This window comes from Microbacterium sp. OR16, assembly GCF_047306725.1.
GTDB lineage: Bacteria > Actinomycetota > Actinomycetes > Actinomycetales > Microbacteriaceae > Microbacterium.
On the sequence record NZ_JAZEXK010000002.1, the window covers coordinates 303,737 to 318,936 of the forward strand.

General features: G+C 68.3%; 14 protein-coding genes. 5 read left to right on the forward strand and 9 right to left on the reverse strand.

What is annotated here, in order from left to right; translation table 11 throughout:
* On the reverse strand, positions 1 to 924 hold the full coding sequence (locus V2S05_RS11990) for a PDR/VanB family oxidoreductase (RefSeq protein ID WP_271638598.1): 924 nt from the start codon (positions 922 to 924) through the stop codon (positions 1 to 3).
* Between the two features lie 213 nt (positions 925 to 1,137).
* On the opposite strand from V2S05_RS11990, the gene V2S05_RS11995 reads away from it, so the two are divergent.
* The 5 genes from V2S05_RS11995 to V2S05_RS12015 all read left to right on the forward strand — a co-directional run bounded on the left by V2S05_RS11995 (position 1,138) and on the right by V2S05_RS12015 (position 6,949).
* Positions 1,138 to 1,521, forward strand: a complete 384-nt coding sequence (locus tag V2S05_RS11995) for a BlaI/MecI/CopY family transcriptional regulator (RefSeq protein ID WP_282186585.1) — start codon at positions 1,138 to 1,140, stop codon at positions 1,519 to 1,521.
* A 4-nt stretch (positions 1,522 to 1,525) separates the two neighbouring features.
* Positions 1,526 to 2,332, forward strand: coding sequence for a M56 family metallopeptidase (locus V2S05_RS12000; RefSeq protein WP_413635596.1), 807 nt, complete (start codon positions 1,526 to 1,528; stop codon positions 2,330 to 2,332).
* A 75-nt stretch (positions 2,333 to 2,407) separates the two neighbouring features.
* Complete coding sequence (locus V2S05_RS12005) at positions 2,408 to 2,635, forward strand: heavy-metal-associated domain-containing protein (protein ID WP_271638600.1); 228 nt, start codon at positions 2,408 to 2,410, stop codon at positions 2,633 to 2,635.
* A 199-nt stretch (positions 2,636 to 2,834) separates the two neighbouring features.
* Positions 2,835 to 4,697 carry a cytochrome c oxidase assembly protein gene (locus V2S05_RS12010; protein WP_413635597.1) on the forward strand — a complete coding sequence of 621 codons (1,863 nt, stop codon included), beginning with the start codon at positions 2,835 to 2,837 and terminating at the stop codon, positions 4,695 to 4,697.
* Positions 4,694 to 6,949 (forward strand): heavy metal translocating P-type ATPase, encoded by a 2,256-nt coding sequence (locus V2S05_RS12015; RefSeq protein WP_271638602.1) that lies wholly within the window; start codon positions 4,694 to 4,696, stop codon positions 6,947 to 6,949. The genes V2S05_RS12010 and V2S05_RS12015 overlap by 4 nt, the downstream gene beginning before the upstream one ends.
* 431 nt (positions 6,950 to 7,380) lie before the next feature.
* Here the strand turns inward: V2S05_RS12015 and V2S05_RS12020 are convergent, their stop codons facing one another.
* From V2S05_RS12020 to V2S05_RS12055, 8 genes are all read right to left on the reverse strand, one after another.
* Positions 7,381 to 8,283 (reverse strand): cytochrome c oxidase assembly protein, encoded by a 903-nt coding sequence (locus V2S05_RS12020; RefSeq protein ID WP_271638603.1) that lies wholly within the window; start codon positions 8,281 to 8,283, stop codon positions 7,381 to 7,383.
* A gap of 75 nt (positions 8,284 to 8,358) precedes the next feature.
* Positions 8,359 to 9,384: a c-type cytochrome biogenesis protein CcsB gene (ccsB, locus tag V2S05_RS12025; protein WP_271638604.1), complete on the reverse strand. Its 1,026-nt coding sequence runs from the start codon at positions 9,382 to 9,384 to the stop codon at positions 8,359 to 8,361.
* A gap of 11 nt (positions 9,385 to 9,395) precedes the next feature.
* Complete coding sequence (lnt, locus tag V2S05_RS12030) at positions 9,396 to 10,976, reverse strand: apolipoprotein N-acyltransferase (protein ID WP_271638605.1); 1,581 nt, start codon at positions 10,974 to 10,976, stop codon at positions 9,396 to 9,398.
* A 3-nt stretch (positions 10,977 to 10,979) separates the two neighbouring features.
* Positions 10,980 to 11,918 carry a cytochrome c oxidase assembly protein gene (locus tag V2S05_RS12035; protein WP_271638606.1) on the reverse strand — a complete coding sequence of 313 codons (939 nt, stop codon included), beginning with the start codon at positions 11,916 to 11,918 and terminating at the stop codon, positions 10,980 to 10,982.
* A 22-nt stretch (positions 11,919 to 11,940) separates the two neighbouring features.
* On the reverse strand, positions 11,941 to 12,180 hold the full coding sequence (locus V2S05_RS12040; protein ID WP_071644158.1) for a zf-TFIIB domain-containing protein: 240 nt from the start codon (positions 12,178 to 12,180) through the stop codon (positions 11,941 to 11,943).
* Positions 12,164 to 13,870, reverse strand: coding sequence for a cytochrome c biogenesis protein ResB (locus tag V2S05_RS12045; protein ID WP_413635599.1), 1,707 nt, complete (start codon positions 13,868 to 13,870; stop codon positions 12,164 to 12,166). The genes V2S05_RS12040 and V2S05_RS12045 overlap by 17 nt, the downstream gene beginning before the upstream one ends.
* The gene (locus V2S05_RS12050) at positions 13,851 to 14,615 is read right to left on the reverse strand and encodes a cytochrome c biogenesis CcdA family protein (RefSeq protein ID WP_271638608.1); all 765 of its coding nucleotides are present in this window, start codon (positions 14,613 to 14,615) and stop codon (positions 13,851 to 13,853) included. The genes V2S05_RS12045 and V2S05_RS12050 overlap by 20 nt, the downstream gene beginning before the upstream one ends.
* On the reverse strand, positions 14,612 to 15,199 hold the full coding sequence (locus V2S05_RS12055) for a TlpA family protein disulfide reductase (protein WP_271638609.1): 588 nt from the start codon (positions 15,197 to 15,199) through the stop codon (positions 14,612 to 14,614). The genes V2S05_RS12050 and V2S05_RS12055 overlap by 4 nt, the downstream gene beginning before the upstream one ends.
* Position 15,200 lies beyond the last annotated feature (1 nt).

A 15,200-nucleotide genomic window follows, 5' to 3' on the forward strand; every position in this document is an offset into this window, starting at 1 on the left:
TCACACGTCCAGTTCGAGCACGGCGCTGAGGGACCGGGAGCAGCACACGTTGATATGGGAGTTACGAGCGTGCTCCTCGGGGCTCTGCGTCTCGTCGCGATGGTCCGGGATGCCGGAGATGACACGGGTCACGCAGGAGCCGCAATAGCCCTGTCCGCACGAGCGATAGGTCTCATACCCGTGACGCTCCAGCACGTCCGCGATCGACTCATCAGGCGCGACGGTCATCTCCTCGCCGGTGGATGCAGCGACGACCGCGAATGGCGCGGAACCGTCCGGCTCGGGTGGCGCCGTGGGTACGAAGCGCTCGCTGCGAACCTGCTCCGGCCCCCAACCCGCATCGCTCGCACGCTCGCGCGCGAGCGCCACGAAAGCCTCCGGCCCGCAGACGTACACCGCCCCGCCTTCGACGGGCTGGTGAAGGAGCCTGGGAGCAGAGGTGCGGAACGAGTCGCCCCGGCTGCTGTCGTGCACAAGCACGCGGTCCCGGTAGGCCGCGGATTCGAGGTGCTCGCGCAGAGGAAGGGCATTCGGGGAGCGCGTGTAAGCGTGGAACTCGAAATCGGCGCCAGTCCGGTGAAGATGGGCGGCCATCGACACCAGCGGAGTCACGCCCACACCCGCCGACAAAAGAAGGACGCCCCCATCCGGCTGCCTGAGCGGAAACGTGTTGCGCGGGGAGGAGATCGTTAGAGTGTCGCCCTCGCGGACGCGATCATGGACCGCGATGGAACCCCCACGCCCATCCTCCTCACGCTGCACGCAGATCGTATAGGCACCATCGTTTCGACCGACATCGACGAGCGAATACTGCCGGATGAGCCCGGGAGCGATGTGCAGATCGATATGGGCACCCGCCTCGAACGAGTCCAGGGCCGCACCCTCGGCGTCCCGCAACTCCAGCAGCACAGCACGGTCGGACACAGGTTCCTTCCTGACCACTCGGACACGTCGCCGCGGCGAGGACACGGAAGCCGGCAGCGGGGACGTGGCGGGCTTCTTTGCCACGGAGCGACGAGATCGGAAGAGGGATAGGGCCACGCGCAAGATCCTCGCTGTCGATGCGAAACAGAACACCGCGAGTCTACGACATCATGTAGATTTACTCGTGGGTAGACTGAGCGTCGGAGGTGCCAGATGGCAGGTGAGCGGACGCGGGAGCGCGGGGAGCTTGAGGGCGAGGTCATGCGCATCCTCTGGGAGGCATCCGAACCGTTGAGCGCCCGCGACATCCAGGCAGTGTTCACCGGTCACGTCCCGGCATACACGACATTGATGACCGCTCTCGAACGGCTGCAGAAGAAGGGCGATGTCGTCCGGTCTGGAGACTCCCCGCGCAAAGTCCGCTTCCATGCGGCACGAAGCGGCGACGAGCATGTCGGCCGGTCCATGATGACCGCCCTGGACGGCGCCGGCGACCGGCAGGCTGCGCTGTTGCAGTTCGCCGGCAACCTCGCCGAGGAAGACCTCGATCTGCTTCGCAGCGCGATCACCGGCAAGCCCTCCCGCAAGCGTAGGTGATCCATTGATCGCCACCGGCTCCTTCCTCGCCGCAGCAGCGCTGATCCTCCTGCTCGCGCCCCTCGTGCTGACCGCCGGACGCTGGCAGGTGCGCCACCCGCGCACCGCACTGTCCCTGTGGTTCAGTGCCCTCTTCGCCGGGATCGGGTGCGCGGTCGCCTCCGCCACGACAGCACTGATGTGCTGCGTCGAGGTCGGAGAGACACACGCGCCTGCGGAGGGCCTGCTCTTGACCATCGCGGGCTGGTTGAGCCTGGGAGTGCTCGCCGCCGTGATCGCCTTCGTCTCCGCGACCGCGGAGCCGCTCGCCGACTCATGGCGGGAAGCCGTCGGGCGCTTCGCGCCGGTCGCCGTATCCCGCGAGGACTCGAATGGGGTCACCCTCGTGTGGTTCGAATCCGAAGAGCCCGCTGCATGTGCCGTCCCGTCCGGCGAACCGGAGATCTACCTCTCCACGGCCCTCAAGGAACTGCTCAGCGACCCGCAGTTGCGGGCGGTGATCGAACACGAGCGCGCCCATCTGCGTCAGCATCATAGGTGGGCTGTGCGGATCGCTGAGATCAATTCCCTTTGCCTCCCTCGCCGGTTCCCGGCCGGTCGCGCCTTGAAGCGGGCCACGTTGTTGCTGATCGAGCTCATCGCAGACGATGCCGCCGCCCGTCGCGCCGGTGCCGTCCATCTCGCGAACGCCCTGGCGACGATGGGGCGCACCACAGGCGATCCCGGGCTCGAGCTTCGCGCGGACCGGCTCACCCTCCGACGCTGGAAGACGCCACGCCGCCGACACGACACGGCACTCGCACACGCCTGACCTGTCCTCTCAGCCACTCTCATCTACGACACGATGTAGAGTTAAGGGAGTGGTCCGGCGTTAAGAGGAGTGGTCATGGCCGAGTTCGAGTTCTGGGTGAATGGAATGACCTGCGAGCACTGCGAGCGCGCAGTCACCGCTGAACTCTCCGCCCTTCCCGGTATCGTCGATGTTCGGGTCGACGCCGCCTCAGGCCGTGTCCAGCTGGGCCATGCAGTGGCCGTTGATCTGAACGCGGTGGAGTCGGCCGTCGAGGACGCCGGCTACACGGTGCGGTCCTGGCCCCAAGCCACGAATGCCTGACACCGACACCGCCACTCCCGTAGCAGCATCCGCGACCGCTGCGGACCCCCGCGCCCGCAGACCCTTGATCGCGTCGGCCGCGCTCCTGATCGGCGCGGCCGTCGTTGTACTGATCTTCTTCCCGGTTCTCGTGGCGGTTGCTCTCGGGGAGGAACCGTATGAGCGGATCTTCGTCGGGTATCCCGGGGTCGATGTGGCTGTGGTTACCACGATCCTGCTCTCCGTCGCGCAGCTCGCCACGCTGATCACCAGCGGCGCGCTCGTGCATCTGCTGTTCTTGCGCGATGTCCCGGGCCGCGGGGCGCGATATCTCTCAGAGGGATTCGAGATCTCGGTGCTGCGTGTCTCCTCTGGTGCATGGTCTGTGTGCGCCGGCGCGCTGATTGTCTTCGAGGCTCTCGATGCCAACGGCACCCCGCTCGTGCGGCTGACCGTCGCTCGGGCTTTGCCGTTCTTGTGGGAAGCGAGCGACGCGCCGAAGGCCTGGACGGTCAGTTTCCTGGCGGCTTTGATCGTCTTTTTCGCCTCCTTCTTCGCAGAACGGTGGACCGGGCTCCTCATCCCGTTGTGGGCGACTGCGATCGCTGTGCTCGCTCCCGTCGTCACCGGGCAAGTGCTCGTCGGGCCCGATCATGACTTCGGCAGCGATGCCGCCATCTTCCAAACCCTCGGCGTGAACGCTTTCTTCGGAGCGATCCTGGTCGCCGTCTTGCGTGTCCTTTCCGGACGGCTTGTCCCCCCCGCGACCCTGCGGCGACTGTTCCAGATCGGTACCGTCGCACTCCCGATTATTGTGGGCACAGACATCATCATCGGGGTGTTCAAGCTCGCCGGCGGCCCCATCACCGCCTCGCTGACCGGGTGGCTGATCCTCGCCGGCTTTGCCTGCCTGATCGTCTTCGCGGTGACATTCGTTGCCGCCGTGGTTCTCGCCCAGCGAGGACGGCTACGCGCGGGGAACCTGACCGTATTGCTTTCCCTGGGCGCTGTGACGGTGGCGGGGTGGACAGGGGTCGGCGTGGCGATGACGCGACAGCCTCCGCCGCAGTACTTCGTACCGACGAGCATCGAGCAGGTGTTCATGGGCTTCGAGGTCCCTGACACTCCGACACTCGATGTGTTGTTCGGCCAGTGGCGTCCGAACCTGCTGTTCCTCGGCATCGCCGTAGCTGCGGTCACCGTCTACCTGATCGCGGTGCGCACGCTCCGCCGTCGGGGCGACCGGTGGCCTCTCGGTCGGACGGCCGCGTGGATCGGCGGGTGGACCGTCGTGGTCGTCGCCACCAGTTCCGGGTTCGGGAAGTACTCAGCCCCGGACTTCGGGGTGCACATGATCGTGCACATGTCGCTGAACATGCTCGCCCCCGGGCTCCTCGTCCTCGGCGGCGTGATCACTCTGCTGCTGCGCGCGACCCGCTCGGACCGGAACAAGCCCGCAGGCCTGCACGACTGGATCACGTGGGTGCTGCACTGGCGGGTCCTGCAGTTCCTCTACAACCCCCTGATCGTGTTCGTCGTCTTCATCGGCTCCTACTACGGCCTGTACCTCACCGGCATCTTCGGCGACTACATGCGGTTCCACTGGGCGCACCAGCTCATGAACCTGCACTTCCTCATCGTCGGCTACCTGTACTACAGCCTCATCATCGGCGTCGACCGGCCCCCACGGCCGCTGCCGCACATCGGCAAGCTCGGCTACGTGCTGGCGGCAATGCCGTTCCACGCGTTCTTCGGCGTGATCCTGATGACCAGCCCCGACATCATCGCCGAGGACTTCTACTTGCGCCTTGGCCTACCCTGGGCTGACCTGCAGGCCCAGCAGTACCTCGGCGGCGGAGTCGCCTGGGCGGGCGGGGAGATCCCGCTGATGATCGTCATCGTCGCGCTCGGCATCCAATGGAGCAGACAGGACGCGCGGGATGCGCGCCGTAAGGACCGGCACATCGACACCGGGCGCGACGACGAATACGACGCCTACAACCAGATGCTCCAACGCCTCGCTGACCGCGACGCGAGTCGCCCCGGTCCCCGACCGACCGTCCGAGAGGACACCCACTCATGACGACCACGGACACCACCACACCGGCAACTCTCACCCCGGTGGAGCTCGACATCTCTGGGATGACATGCGCCGCCTGTGCAGGACGCGTTGAACGCGCACTGAACAAGCTCGACGGGGTGACAGCGAGCGTCAACTACGCCACCGAACGCGCCATCGTCACGGGTCTCCCGGACAACGAGGTGGCGACGGCTATCCGGCAGGTCGAGAACGCCGGCTACGGCGCCCACCTGCGCGACGCCAGCGACGACGCCTGGTCCGCGCGCGCCACCGAGGTACGGATCTCCTCCCTGCGCCGCCGCCTCGCCGTCTCCGCGCTGCTCACCGTGCCGCTGATGGACATTACCATCGTCCTCGCCCTCGTCCCCGGGTGGCGGTTCCCCGGCTGGGAGTGGGTCTGCGTGCTGATGGCGCTGCCGATCGTGACCTGGGCGGCCTGGCCGTTCCACCGGGCAACGCTCCGCAACCTCCGCCACGGCGCGGTCAGCATGGACACCCTCGTCTCCCTCGGCATCGCCGCCTCCTTCGGGTGGGCGATCCTGACCCTGCTGCTCGGCTTCGGCACCACGGAAGCCGCCGGCTACTGGCTCGGATTCGGCGTCACCCCCGCAGGCGCCGACTCCATCTACCTCGACGTCGCCGCCGGCATGACGACATTCCAGCTCGCCGGCCGCTACTTCGAAACACGTTCCCGCCGCAAAGCCGGAGACGTGCTCGGAGCCCTCAACGCCCTCGCCGCCACTCACGTCCGGGTCGTCCGCGACGGCATCGAGGCGATCGAGCCCGCCACGGCGCTGCGGATCGGCGACACTTTCGTCGTCCTCCCCGGAGAGACCATCCCCGCCGACGGCACCGTCCGAGCGGGCACGGCCGCGGTCGACGCGAGCATGATGACCGGAGAACCAGTCCCCGTTCCCGTCGGTCCGGGAGCATCCGTGACCGGAGGCACGATCAGCACCGACGGGCGCCTGGAAGTGACCACCACGTCGGTCGGCGCGAACACCCAGCTCGCCCAGATGGCGGCCCTCACCGAGCAGGCCCAAGCCCGCAAAGCCCGCGTGCAGAACCTCGTCGACCGCATCGTCACCTGGTTCGTCCCCGCCGTCATCACCCTCGCGATCATCGTCACCGTCGCCTGGACGCTCACCGGAACCCCGTTCGCGCAGGCATTCGGCATCGGAATCAGCGTCCTCATCATCGCCTGCCCCTGCGCCCTTGGGCTCGCGACCCCCACCGCGCTCATGGTCGGCATCGGCAGGGCCGCGACCCTCGGCATCCTCATCAAAGGCCACGACGCCCTCGAAGCCTCCGGCACCATCACCACCGTCATCCTCGACAAGACCGGAACCCTCACCACCGGCCGCATGACCGTCGAAACTGCGACACCCTACGGCGTCGAAGAACATGAGCTGTGGCGATTGGCCGCATCCGTCGAACAAGGATCAGAACACGCCATCGCCCGTGCCATCCAGGAAGCCGCCCGCGCCCACATCACCGACCTACACTCCCTGGAAGATTTCACCGCGCTCCCCGGTCTCGGCGCCACCGCCCGCATCGCCGGCAGCACCCTCCTCATCGGCAACGCCGACCTGCTCCGCGAGCACGACATCGACCTCACCCCCGCAGCCGCCGCGCTCGCAGGCGCCCACGAGAAGGGGCACACCGTCGCCCTCGTCGCCCGCGATGGGAACCTGATCGGCCTGCTCGCCCTCGCCGACACCATCAAACCCGGCGCCGCCGACGCCATCAGCGCTCTCCACGCCCAGAACCTCACCACCGTGCTCCTCACCGGAGACAGCCCCGCCGCCGGCGCCCGCATCGCCGCCGAGCTCGGCATCGAACGTGTCCATGCCGGTGTCGCGCCCGCCCAGAAGGCGGACGTGGTCCGCGAACTCCAGGTCGCGGGAGAGAAGGTCGCGATGGTCGGCGACGGCGTCAACGACGCCGTCGCCCTCGCCACCGCCGACCTCGGCCTCGCGCTCGTCTCCGGCACCGACATCGCCCTCAAAGCCGCCGACATCATCCTCGTCCGCGACGACCTCCACGTCATCCCCGACGCCATCGCCATCTCCCGCAAGACCCTGCGCACGATCCGCACCAACCTCGGCTGGGCATTCGGATACAACATCGCCGCCATCCCCATCGCCGCCGCAGGACTGCTCAACCCCCTCATCGCTGCCGCGGCGATGTCCCTCTCGTCCGTCCTCGTCGTCTACAACAGTCTCCGAATCCAGCGCGTCCGCAGCACCCGATAGCCGATCTGAAAGAAGACGCGATGACCGTCGCTCCGGCTCGTCCGAGACGACAAGCCGTTCCTTGTCGTCGGAGACTCTTAGCACCTCGTGATGATTGCTTTGCGTTGACACTGTGTCCCGTGATCCCCGTCATCCGGCAGCTGCCCGTCTTCGCCAGCACGATGTAGTTCATGCCGGCGACCGTGTTCCAGGCACAGCGCCGTATCCCACCCGGGGATCCGTCGGCTGGCACAGTGCCGTGCACCAGGTAGCCCACGCGATCATGATGCTCGGGATGATCGTCGATATGCCTTCCGGCACCGAATTCGCCACGCGCTTGCACCGCCTGGTTCTATCGCACCGGTGACGTCCTATCCGGAACCCTCATCAGCTTCGACATGGCCCGATGTGCTGGCCAAATCCTGACCCGGTACGCCTGATAGGAGATGTACCTAGCTCTCATCCCGTCCTCGGGAGAGGCTCGCGAGGTACTCGTTGTAGGAGTCGAGCTCGGCGTCCTCGACCTTCTGCCGCTGTCGCGAGGTGCGCACCTCGCGGGCACGCCAGCGGGAGAGGCAGACGATGAGCACCACGAACAGCGGCAGTTCCGCGTAGGTCCATACCAGGGCGCCGGCTATCGCCTGGTCCAGGATGGGATCATGACCGCCGGCGGGGTTGGCGTACGCGCTGAACAGGGGCGTGCTGGTGCGGAGCAGGATCAGGCCGAACACGGCGTGGATCTGGATCTCGACGGCGATGTCGACGAATCGCGCGGCGAAGGAGGGGACGCGCGGCAGCGGGTCGGACGACCACAGGGGTGTCGCCGCGACGACGCCGAGGACGAGGACGACGAAGAGCAGGGCGTCGTGGCCGAACGGAGCGCGCATGACGACGCTGATGGCGTCGGTCAGGTAGAGGACCGGGTACAGCAGCATCGCGGTGACGATGGCGACCACGGGGTGCAGCGCGGCGCTCCAGAACGGTGAGCGGAGCCCGGCGTGTGCTGCGCGGAGCACGAGACGTCCGAGGCCGGTGTGCGGTGTGCTGCGCAGGAGCAGCCGTCCCGGTGACCCGGCGATCAGGAGCGGCGGGACGACAGTGAGCAGGGTGATCTGCTGGAACACCAGGGCTGTGACGGACTCTGTTGCGAGGCGGTTTACGCCGAACGTCGTGACGGCGAAGATCAGGGCACACCCGATCAGGAACGATGCCGTGCGGGCGATTGCCCAGCGCCGGCCGTTCCGCCACATCCAGATCGCTCCTCGCAGGTACAGCGCCGCAAGCAGCAGGGCGGCGATGGCGACCGGCGAGCCCGCGAGGGGCTCGAACGCGACCCACTGGTCGATCGGCGGCATGGCGGATTTCCCTTCATCGAGGCGATCATGCGTTGGCGGCTCCGGCCGCGGACGTGGCGCGGCCGGAGCGCGGGGTCAGGTGAGGCCGGAGTAGGAGTGCAGGCCGGGAAAGTACACGTTGACGACCGTGAAGTTGAACAGCACGGCGGCGAATCCGATGATGCACAGCCAGGCGGAGCGGTTGCCGCGCCAGCCGCGGGTGGCGCGGGCGTGGATGTAGCCCGCGTACAGCACCCAGATCACGAAGGTCCAGACCTCTTTGGTGTCGAAGCCCCAGTAGCGTCCCCAGGAGTCGTTGGCCCAGATCGCTCCGGCGATCAGGGTGAACGTCCAGAACATGAAGCCGACGATCACGAACCGGTAGGCGAGAGTTTCGAGGACTTCTCCGGCGGGCAGCGTGCGCAGGAACCCGCCGCGGCGCCCTGCGGAATCGGGTGAGACGCTGGTGCGACGTTCACGACGGGATTGCAGCAGCTGGGTGACGGAGAGACCACAGGCGAGGGCGAACAGGGCGGTGGCGAGGGAGGCGACGAAGACATGGATGACGAGCCAGACGCTCTTGAGCGGGTCCATCAGCGGGACGACTTCGACGTAGAAGCTGAGCGTGGCGCCGCCCAGCAGCAGGACGATCATGCCCACCAGGAACGCGCCGAGGAAGCGCAGGTCGTACCAGCGGAGGGCGAGGAGGTAGACGGCGACGATCAGGACCGTCCCGGTGAGAGCGAACTCGTACATGTTGGCCCATGGCACCCGTTCTGCGGCGATGCCGCGGGCGACGGTTCCGCCGAGCTGGAAGAGGAAGGCGAGCACCGTGAGCGCGGTGCCGATCCTCGCCCACAGCAGCCGGGGACGCTGCGAGGGCGGAGCATGGATGTCGTCCGGCTGCGCATGGTCGGGCGGGGCCGGAGCGCTTGGAGCCGCCTGGTTGACGGCGCCGACGAGGACCAGTGCGCGCTGCTGCTCCCGAGCCGGGGCGGGGCGGGCGGAACGCTGTGCGAGATCGATGGTGTAGGCGACGAACGCCAGCGCGTAGGTCGCGATGGCCGTCCACACCAGCAGCAGTGAGAGGCCATCGAGGGAGAGCGTTTCTGTTCCGGGCATGGTGAGCTCCTTCATACGGACGAGCGGTTGCGGATGCGGTGGAGGATCCCGAGTGCGGTCAGGGCTCCGAGTGCCCCGAGCGGGATCAGCGCGCTGATCCAGGGGCCGAGGATCGTGGCGGGTGTGAGGCCGGTGCGCAGCGGGACGGTGGTGATCGCCGCGGCGGCGGTGTCGACGGGGATGCTGGCGATGGTCGCGCCGTCGGGGGCGATCACCTGGCTGGTGCCGGTCGTGGAGACGTTGACGACGGCGCGGCCGGTCTCGATCGCGCGCATGCGGGCGAAGGCGAGCTGCTGCAGGTTCTCAGCGGTGCCGCGGAAGTCGGCGTTGTTGGTCTGGAAGACGTACAGCTGTGCGCCCGCGCGGGCGCCGTCCCAGATGACCTGGTCGTAGATCACGTCGAAGCAGATAGCCAGGCCGACCCCGACGTCGTCGACGGTGACCAGGGGCGGGACGGTGCCGGGCGTGTACTCGCGCTGGATCAGCCCGACCAGGTCGGGGACGATCATCTCGTACAGCCAGCGATCCGGCACGTACTCCCCGAACGGGACGGGATTGATCTTGTCGTGCCGCTGGCGTTCGTCGGGTTCCGGGGTCCAGAGCAGGGACGAGTTGAAGACGTCCGCTCCCCTCGCTGTCGCGGCGTTCATCAGCAGCGGAGCGTCGGCTTGGCGGACGATGCGGTCGAGCGTGGCGGCGGTGGCGGGGTCGGCGAGCGGATCGGAGTCCACTCCCCCTTCCGGCCAGGCCAGCAGATCCATCGGCTGTCCGAGCAGCGGAGCGGTCGCCTCCGCCTGTGCGGCGAGCACGTCGCCGCGTTCTCGGGTGTCGAAGTAGGCCGCCGGTCCGTTGCCCTGCACCCACCCGACCTCGAGCGTGCCGGCGGGCGATGTGGGGAACTGCGGGACGAGGAGCAGGAGGACCAGCACGGCCAGGGCGGGGAAGCAGCCACGCAGGAACCGCGGCCCGCCGGCGCGTGCCCATTGCACGACGCCGGCGCACATCGTCACGAAGAGGAAGGAGAGTCCCGTCACGCCCGTCCAGGATGCGACCTCGGACAGCGGGCCGTCGACGAGCGTCATCCCGATGCGCGCCCAGGGGAACCCGGAGTACGGCCACGAGCCGAGAACGACCTCCCTGCCCGCCCAGAGGCCGGCCACCAGGAGGGGAACCGCGACCAGCTGCGCCGCGCCCCGGTGCGGGAACCGCGCCGTCCACCGGTAGGCGAGCGTGATCAGGACGGCGCCGGTGCCGAACAGGATCGTCTCGAGGCCGGCGAGGGCGATCCACGGGAGGGGGCCGAGGAACTCCCCCACCCAAATCAGGTGGGTGAAGAAGAACACTCCCCCGAAGGCGACGCCGACCAGCAGTGCCCCGCCGATGCTCCGGCCGACGAGGGTGATCAGCGCCAGAGTCACGCTGAGCAGCGCCAGCGGCCACCATCCGACCGGCGGCGAGGCGAGGCTCAGGGCGAGTCCTCCGATGATCGCGGCGGGGACCGCTGCCCAGAGCGGAAGCCCGCTCGGCGGGGAGGACGACGCCCCGCCGGCGGGCGTGGCGACGGCCGCGGCTGGTGTCAAGGTCGGGTGCATCGGTCAGGTGTCCTTCTTGCGGAGGGCATCGAGATAGGCGTTGTAGGCGTCGAGCTCGGGATCGCCGTGGGCGTCGGCGTACTTGTCGGCTTTGGCGGCACGGACGGTGTCATCACGGAACCACCGGTGCATGACGTAGAGGAGCATGACCACGGTGGGGCCTTCTCCATAGGACCAGGCCAGGGCGCCGGCGAGCCACTGATCTTCCAGCGGATCGATGCCCAGCGCCGTCGTGGGGCCGGCGAAGGTCTCGACGAACAGCGTCGGGCTCATCATCAGGAACACGCCGAAGAACGCGTGCAGAGCTGCTTCGGCGAACAGGTCCATCGCCCGGCCGGGGTACGTCATCCGCACCGGGAGCGGGTCGTTGGACAGGATCGGGATTGTGAATAGCACGCCGGCTGCCAGGAAGGCGATCTCGAGCAGCGGATGCCCGCCAGGGGTCTGCAGGATCGGGTCGGCGAGACCTCCGAGGTAGAGGCCGTAGAAGGACATCAGGAACAGCGGCATCGCGATCCAGGGGCTCAGCGCCCATCGTGCGATGCGGCTGCGCAGCCCGGCCAGGGCGAGGCGGAGGATCACTCGCCCGAGGCCGCGATGCGGGGTGGCGCGCAGCAGCAGTGTGCCTGGGGAGCCGAGCACGAGCAGCGGCGGGATGGCCATCATCAGGGTGAGCTGCTGGAACATGAAGACCGAGAACAGCAGGTGCCCGTATCCCTCGACCGCCAGGCCGGTCACGGCAACCAGGACGATGCATCCGAGGAGGAAGCACACCGTGCGGGCGACCGACCATCGCCGTCCCTGACGCCAGAGCCGGATGGCGCCGGCCAGGTACAGCACGGCCATGAGCAGACCGAGCACCGGCAGCACCGGAACCGGCGGCAGGATCGGCGTGAGGAACGCCTCCAGCGTCGGCGGTGTGTCGGGAATCCAGTCGTTCATGGCGTGTCATCGGTCGGCGGGCTCAGAAGTCGAAGAGATCGCCGAGGAAGCCCTCGCGTCGTCTCTTGCCGCCGCGGTCATGCCGGGAGCGGCGGTGCTCGTCTTCGGGGTAGTCCGGGGCCTGGTAGCCGGATGAGCGGTCGATGATCTTGTCGAGCTCACCGCGGTCCAGCCACACGCCGCGGCATTGCGGGCAGTAGTCGATCTCGACGCCGGAACGGTCGGTGACCAGGAGCGTCGTGCCGTCAACGGGGCAGTTCATCGGTTCTCTCCTTCTGTGGGGATGGGTCGGAGACGCCGGTGAGCGCCTCCGTGTGGGCGTCGGCGATGTCGACGACGGCTTTGCGGAGGGTGGGGTCTTCGCCGCGGGCAAGTCCCGCGTACTCGAGGCGGACGCCGTCGTCGGTCGGGTGGGCTTTGACCCAGACGCGGCGACGGGGCACGAAGAGCCCGGCGAAGAGGCCGAGCATCGCGAGGATCGAGAAGGCCAGCACCCATCCGGCGGTCGGGTCGCGCTGGATCTGCAGCGACGCGAATCGCTTGACCGGATCCTCGGGCGACGCGATCTCCCAGGTGACGGTGCCCCACCCGTTCGGCAGCTCCGCGGTCTCCCCCGGCGTCAGCTCGATGGAGTCGACTCCGGTCTGACCGCCGGTGTGCTGGGTGAGGCCGTCGGTCTCGAGGGTGTACACCGATCGCGGGGTGCCGTCGTCGATGCCGAGGCCGCCGCTGTACACGTTGAAGGTGAGCAGCGGGTTGACGACGTCGCCGTAGATGGAGGTGTAGGCGCCGGAGTCCAGCACGCCCGCGGTGGGGTAGAAGAACCCGACCAGGCCGACCTGCTCGGGCAGCCCGTCGGGGATCTTGATGATGCCGAGGGAGGTCATGTTCGAGTCCTGCGGGAGGAACGGCTGCGACTCGGTGTACACAAGCTCACCGGCCGCGTCGCGCACGGTGATCGTGGGAGCGTAGCCGTTGCCGAGCAGATGGATGCGGTCGCCGGCGACGGAGATGGGGTAGTTCACGATCACGCTCTCGGTCCGATCCTCCTCACCGGGGATGCGGACGGTGACATCGGCGGAGAAGTCCCCTGCCTGCCCGGCCCCCGGCGTGCCGGGCCGCTGATACGTGACCTGAAACTCGTCGAGGGTGAGCGAGTACGGGGCGAGACCGGTCCCGTCGATGAACCGGCCGGCGTCGAACGAGGAGTAGTCGCTGAGGGCGTTGACGAAGGTGGTGCCCTCGACGACGACGCGCTGGCCCGTGTAGGAAAAGCCGCCTCCCAGGCCGACCGAGACGAGCACGCCGATCAGCGCCGTGTGGAAGACGAGATTGCCGGTCTCGCGCAGGTATCCGCGTTCGGCGGACACGGAGAGCCATCCGCGGCCGTCGTAGCGGTGCACCCGGTAGCCGGCGCGACGCAGCTGCCGATCGGCGACGTCGACGGCCTCTCGCGCCTGGCTCGCGGGATCGGCGGCCGGGACGGTGCGCTCCTCGTAGTCATCGAGCCGGGACAGCCGCACCGGCGTGCGGGGCGGCTGGGATCGCAGGGCCTTGTAGTGGTGCTTCGTGCGCGGGGTGACGCATCCGATCAGCGAGGCGAACAGCAGCAGGTAGATCGCCGAGAACCACGGCGACTGATACACGTCGAACAGCCCGATGGCATCCACGATCGGATAGGCCTCGGGGTTGTCACGCTGCCACTGGATCACCCCGTTGGGGTCGGCGCTGCGCTGCGGGAACAGCGATCCGGGCACCGCGGCGACTGCCAGCAGGAGCAGCAGCAGCAGAGCGGTGCGCATGCTGGTCAGCTGACGCCACGCCCATCTCGCCCACCCCATGACCCCCAGCGCCGGCTGGGCGATGGCGGAACCGTCGCCGTCGGCGTGGTCGTCGGGCCGCAGGGGGTCGACGGGCGCGTCGGTGTCGGTCTCAGAGCGGGAGGGGGACATTGATCACCACCTGCTGGAGGGCGGACATCAGCGCGGTCCACAGCCCGGTCACCATCAGGATGCCGAGGAGGACGAGCACTCCCCCGCCGACGATGTTCAGGGTGCGGATGTGTCGGCGCAGGAACGCGACCGACCGAGACGCCCACCCCCAGCCGAGGGCAAGCACGAGGAAGGGCAGGCCGAGGCCGAGCGAATAGGCCAGGCCCAGCAGGCCCGCACGGGCCGGGTCGCCGAGGTTCCAGGAGACCGACAGGATCGCCGCGAGCGTCGGGCCGATGCACGGTGTCCACCCGACGCCGAGCGCGAACCCGAGCAGCGGCGCGCCGAGCAGCCCGGCACGGGACTGCATGCGCGGGCGGAGGGTGCGCTGCGCGACGCCGAAGAACCCGATGAAGACCAGGCCGAGGATGATCACCACGACGCCGAACACACGGGTCAGGGCGTTCGCGTACTGCAGCAGCAGCAACCCGAACGTGCCGCCCAGGATCGTCACGGTGACGAACACGACGGTGAACCCGGCTATGAACAGCGTCACCCCCAGCAGCAGCCGCGTGCGCTCCGCCGTCGCCGTGCGGGTCGATGCGCCCCCGACAGCGGTGGCGGTCGAGGCGCCGCCCAGATATCCGAGGTAGCCGGGCACCAGCGGCAGCACGCACGGGGAGAAGAAGGAGATCAGACCCGCAAGGGCCGCGATCGGGATCGCGACCCACAGCGCCCCGTCAGCGACGAGATCGCCGGGTTTCACGGCGATTCCCCGAGGGCGTCGCGGACGAGGGTCGACAGGATGGATGCGCTCTGCAGCTGCCCGATGATGCGCGCGGCGACCCGCCCCTCACGGTCGACCACGAGCGTCGTCGGAGTCGCCTGGATCGGGGTGACCTGCGCGAATGCCAGCTTGACCTTGCCGTCGTTGACGTCGATCACGCTGGGGTAGGTGACGTTGTTGTCCCGAGCGAAGGAGAGCGCCGTGGCGGGCTGATCGTAGGTGTTCACTCCGAGGAACGACACGCCCTGGTCCTGGTACTCCTGCCACATCTCCTCGAGCAGCGGCGCTTCGACGATGCACGGCCCGCAGGCGGCGTACCAGAAGTTCACCACCAGCACCTCGCCGCGGTAGTCGTCGCTGGAGACCGTCTCCCCAGTCTCGGTGACGCCCTCGAAGACGACCGGGTCGCCCCGCTCCCCCGCCGAGATCTCCACGACGCGGAAGTCTCCGGCGATGTACCCCTTCTCGTTCCCCTCCTGGTACTGCTGCGCCAGGGAGTCGTTCGCGGAGCACCCCGTCAGGGCGATGCCGCCCAGGAGCAGCGCTGTGACTGCGGCGATCATC

What these genes read in the sequence shown, in the direction of transcription:
- V2S05_RS11995 (WP_282186585.1), top strand. Translation starts at nt 1,138, where the DNA reads ATGGCAGGTGAGCGGACGCGGGAGCGCGGGGAGCTTGAGGGCGAGGTC.
- V2S05_RS12005 (WP_271638600.1), top strand. Translation starts at nt 2,408, where the DNA reads ATGGCCGAGTTCGAGTTCTGGGTGAATGGAATGACCTGCGAGCACTGC.
- V2S05_RS12015 (WP_271638602.1), top strand. Translation starts at nt 4,694, where the DNA reads ATGACGACCACGGACACCACCACACCGGCAACTCTCACCCCGGTGGAG.
- V2S05_RS12020 (WP_271638603.1), bottom strand. Translation starts at nt 8,283, where the DNA reads ATGCCGCCGATCGACCAGTGGGTCGCGTTCGAGCCCCTCGCGGGCTCG.
- ccsB (WP_271638604.1), bottom strand. Translation starts at nt 9,384, where the DNA reads ATGCCCGGAACAGAAACGCTCTCCCTCGATGGCCTCTCACTGCTGCTG.
- lnt (WP_271638605.1), bottom strand. Translation starts at nt 10,976, where the DNA reads ATGCACCCGACCTTGACACCAGCCGCGGCCGTCGCCACGCCCGCCGGC.
- V2S05_RS12035 (WP_271638606.1), bottom strand. Translation starts at nt 11,918, where the DNA reads ATGAACGACTGGATTCCCGACACACCGCCGACGCTGGAGGCGTTCCTC.
- V2S05_RS12040 (WP_071644158.1), bottom strand. Translation starts at nt 12,180, where the DNA reads ATGAACTGCCCCGTTGACGGCACGACGCTCCTGGTCACCGACCGTTCC.
- V2S05_RS12045 (WP_413635599.1), bottom strand. Translation starts at nt 13,870, where the DNA reads ATGTCCCCCTCCCGCTCTGAGACCGACACCGACGCGCCCGTCGACCCC.
- V2S05_RS12055 (WP_271638609.1), bottom strand. Translation starts at nt 15,199, where the DNA reads ATGATCGCCGCAGTCACAGCGCTGCTCCTGGGCGGCATCGCCCTGACG.